The 3,639-nt window shown below is 69.8% G+C and carries 3 protein-coding genes and 1 pseudogene; all 4 read left to right on the top strand.

What is annotated here, in order from left to right:
- Window positions 1–735, top strand: a pseudogene (locus GJ693_RS17095) (hypothetical protein); the annotation flags it as partial.
- Window positions 732–1,127 carry a GPW/gp25 family protein gene (locus GJ693_RS14650; protein WP_156257004.1) on the top strand — a complete coding sequence of 132 codons (396 nt, stop codon included), beginning with the start codon at window positions 732–734 and terminating at the stop codon, window positions 1,125–1,127. The pseudogene GJ693_RS17095 and the gene GJ693_RS14650, both read left to right, overlap by 4 nt.
- Window positions 1,124–3,406: a baseplate J/gp47 family protein gene (locus GJ693_RS14645; RefSeq protein WP_235902953.1), complete on the top strand. Its 2,283-nt coding sequence runs from the start codon at window positions 1,124–1,126 to the stop codon at window positions 3,404–3,406. Before GJ693_RS14650 ends, GJ693_RS14645 begins: the two co-directional genes overlap by 4 nt.
- A partial coding sequence (locus GJ693_RS14640) for a hypothetical protein (protein ID WP_156257003.1) occupies window positions 3,406–3,639 on the top strand: 234 nt, incomplete at its 3' end. The genes GJ693_RS14645 and GJ693_RS14640, both read left to right, overlap by 1 nt.

Genomic DNA, 3,639 nt, shown 5'->3' with positions numbered 1-3,639 from the left:
CAGGTGCCGCCCGCGCCGGCCCCCAACGCCGCAGAGGTCGCCGCCATCCACTACCCGCCCGGCACGGCGCCTGCCGACGCCGCGGTGATCAGCGACCCGGCCGAATCCGGCGCCGCGCTCGATGCCGTCGCCGCCGTCTTTGGCCGCGCCCTGGTGGAACAGGTGGCCGAAGCCGCGCCGCCGCTGCCGCACGCCATGAAATTGCGCGACATGGCGGTGAAGACGGTGGGCGATCCCGGCACTTTCGTCATCCGGCTGGTGCATCTCAATGACGATTGCGGCCCGCTGCACCCGCCCACCCTCTCGGCCGCGTCGGACCTGTTCCAACTTGGCGGCTTCTTCGATCCCGATGCGCCGCTGCGCCCGCTCACCATCACCCTGCCCTCCGACACCTCGCCGGCGGGCTTGCGCAAGCACGGCCGCGGCACGGCCTTCGTCATGTCCGACATGCTGTGCGGTCAGGTGCAGCGCGCCAAGGGGCTGGGGCTGGTCGATCTCATCCGCCACGTGCTGCCCTTCCCGTTGCACAAGGAGCTCGACGTTGGCGACGGCGGCGGCTGCAAGGGCAATGGCCTGGAGATCGGCATGATCTGCTCCATCTCCATCCCGATCATCACCCTGTGCGCGCTGATCCTGCTGATGATCATGGTCAGCCTGCTGGATTTCATCTTCCGCTGGCTGCCCTGGTTCATCGCCTGCTTCCCGGTGCCGAAACTGAAAGGGAAAGGCGGATGAGCGCTGCCAGCCTCTTTGGCCAAAGCCTGGCCTTTCCGCCGCGCGTCGGCGCCGATGGCCGCATGGCCTGGTCGGCCGGCGAGGCCAATATCCACGACAGCATCGCCATCATCCTGAAAACCGATCGCGGCGAACGGGTGATGCTGCCGGGCTTTGGCGCCGGCCTGTCGAAATTCCTGTTCGAACCCAACACGGCGGCCACCCACGCCCGCATCGCGCAGGCGATCGAGACCGCACTGAAACGCTGGGAACCGCGCATCGCGCTGACCGGCGTGAATGTCGGCCCGGATCCGGATGATGCCACCGCCGCAATCGCCCACATCAGCTGGAAACTGGTCGCCACCGGGGCCGATCAGCAGACCAGCCTTGTGCTGCCATTGGGGAGAGGATGATGCCGATCAATCCGCCCGTCGTCGATGATCGTGATTATGCCGCGCTGGTCTCGGAAACGCTGGCGCGCGTGCCGGTGCACACACCGGAATGGACCAATTTCAACGCCGCCGATCCCGGCGTCACCCTGGTGCAGCTGTTCGCTTTCCTCACCGAAAGCCTGATCTTCCGCGCCAACCAGATCCCCGAACGCAACCGCGCGGCCTTCCTCAATCTGCTCGGCATTCCGCTGCAGCCGGCCCAGCCGGCGCGGGCGCTGGTGCAGTTTACCAACAAGAACGGCCCTGGCCTGACACGCAGCATCGCTGCCGATGCCGATCTCGCCGCCGGTGCACTGCCGTTCCGCAGCCTCATGGGCCTCGATCTGCTGCCGGTTGACGCGCGCCTGTTCATCCGCCGCCCGGTCGCCAATCCGTCGCCGGAACTGCTCGATTATTACAAATTGCTCTATGCCTCGCTGGGCCAGAGCCTGGCCGCGCCCGCCCTGTATGAAAGCGTGCCGTTCGATCCCGCCGCCGGGCCATTGGATCCGGCCGGCAGCATCGACAATGGCTTCTGGATCGGGCTGTTCGCGCGCGAACGCGACCTGCCCGGCGATCCCGCCGATCCTTGGGCCGGCATCCGCGACCAGTTGGGCGGGCGTATCCTGTCGCTGGGGCTGCAGCCGGTGGTCAGCGACGGCGCCCGCACCCTGCCGCCGCAGGGCAGCGCCACCGCCAGCGCCGCCGAGGAGCTGATCCGCTTCCACATCGCCAAGCCGGAAGACGGCAAGCTGCGCTTTGCCGCCGATGGCCGACCTGCGCCGGACTGGGCGCCCTTGAGCGCGCGCTTCGGCTTTGATCCGTCGCGCGAAGCCGGCGTGGCGCAGGTGACACTGCCGCCAGCCGACGCCTTGAAATTGTGGGACAATCTCGAGCCCCTCGATGCCGGGGTCGGCAATCTGCCGCCCGCCATCGGCGACGCGAAACTCGCCGATCGGCTCGTCACCTGGGTGCGTGTCTCCTGCAGTCCGGCCGCCGCACTGCGCCTGGCTTGGGCCGGCATCAATTGCGCGCTGGCCGAACAACGCCGCGAGGTGCGCGCCGAACCCTTGGGCGAAGGTGACGGCAGCCCCGACCAGACCCGCCGGCTGGCGAAGGCGCCGGTGCTGGCGGGCAGCGTCGTCCTCACCTCCATCACCGCCGCCGGTACCGAAACGACGTGGACACAGGTTCCCGATCTGCTCGACTGCGCGCCGGAAGTGGCTGCGCCGGGCCAGGTCGTGCCGGCCTGGGCAGGCCCCAGCGATGCTTATCGGCTCGACCCTGAAAGCGGCGAAATCCGCTTTGGCGATGGCCTCGCCGGCCGCCGACCGCAAGCCGGGGAGCGATTGCAAGCCCGCTATCAGCATTGCGACGGCGCGGCCGGCAATGTCGGCGCCGGGGCGATCAAGGCTGGGCCACTGCTCGGCGGGATCGAGGCGAGCAATCCGCTGCCGGCCTGGGGCGGCGCCGATGCCGAACGCGTGGCCGATGGCGAGCGCCAGATCCAGCGCCTGCTCACCCACCGTGACCGGCTGGTGACGGCCGAGGATTTCCGCAGCATCGCCTGGCGCGCGCCGGGACTGGACATCGGCCGCATCGAGGTGCTGCCGGCCTGGCATCCCGATCTGGCCACCGCCGGCATGGGCCATGTGCCCGGCGTCGTCACCCTGCTCGCCATCCCGGCCCAGGATGCCCGCCACCCCGCCGCGCCGCGATCGGATGCGGCGTTCCTGGATGCGTTGTGCCGCTGGCTCGATCCGCGGCGGCTGGTGACGACCGAGCTCGTGCTGCGCGGCGCCGACTACAAGGGCCTCTATATTTCGGTCGGGCTCGACATCGCGCCGGGCCATGGCGCGGCCGACGTCATCGCGGCGGTGCGCGCGCGGCTTTCGAGCCATCTCGCGCCGTTGCCGCCCGATGGCCTGGGTTTTGCCGCGGAACCGATGGTTTACGGCGAGGCCGCTGATGATCGCGGCTGGCCGCTGGGCAAGGCCGTCGCCGCCAATGCGCTGCTCGCCGAAGTGGCGCGCGTGGCGGGGGTGGAGGCCGTCACTGGCCTCGAACTGGCATTGTCCACCGGCGGCAAGCGCGACGAGGTCTCGATCACCGGTATCGAATTACCGGAAATATTGGGTCTGTCCGTCGTCGTCGGCCCGCCGGTTCCCATCGCCCAGTTGCGTGGCGACAGCGGCAGCAGCGGCGCACCGCCCAGCGGCCCGCCGTTGCTGCCGGTGCCCATCGTGCCGGAGACCTGCTGATGCGCGGACCCGACGGACAGCGCCATCACCTGCTGCTCGGCCAGGCCGATTGGGCCGCCGCGCGCCATGAGGGCGTGGCGCTGGCCGCAATCTGGGCGCAGGAGCCGGTGGATCGCCCGCCGGGGGCGCCCGATTGGGATGTGGCCCGCGCCGCCGTCAGCCTTGCACCGCGCCTGCAACTGATCCTCGCCAGCCCCGGCGACCGCCCACTCGATCCCGCCGCCCGCCACATC

The organism is Sandarakinorhabdus oryzae (assembly GCF_009733735.1).
Classification (GTDB): domain Bacteria; phylum Pseudomonadota; class Alphaproteobacteria; order Sphingomonadales; family Sphingomonadaceae; genus Sandarakinorhabdus; species Sandarakinorhabdus oryzae.
This window is presented reverse-complemented; position numbering and strand designations above follow the sequence as displayed.

Bases quoted from the DNA above. Each gene is read 5' to 3' on its own strand.
- GJ693_RS14650 (WP_156257004.1), top strand. From the start codon at position 732: ATGAGCGCTGCCAGCCTCTTTGGCCAAAGCCTGGCCTTTCCGCCGCGC.
- GJ693_RS14645 (WP_235902953.1), top strand. From the start codon at position 1,124: ATGATGCCGATCAATCCGCCCGTCGTCGATGATCGTGATTATGCCGCG.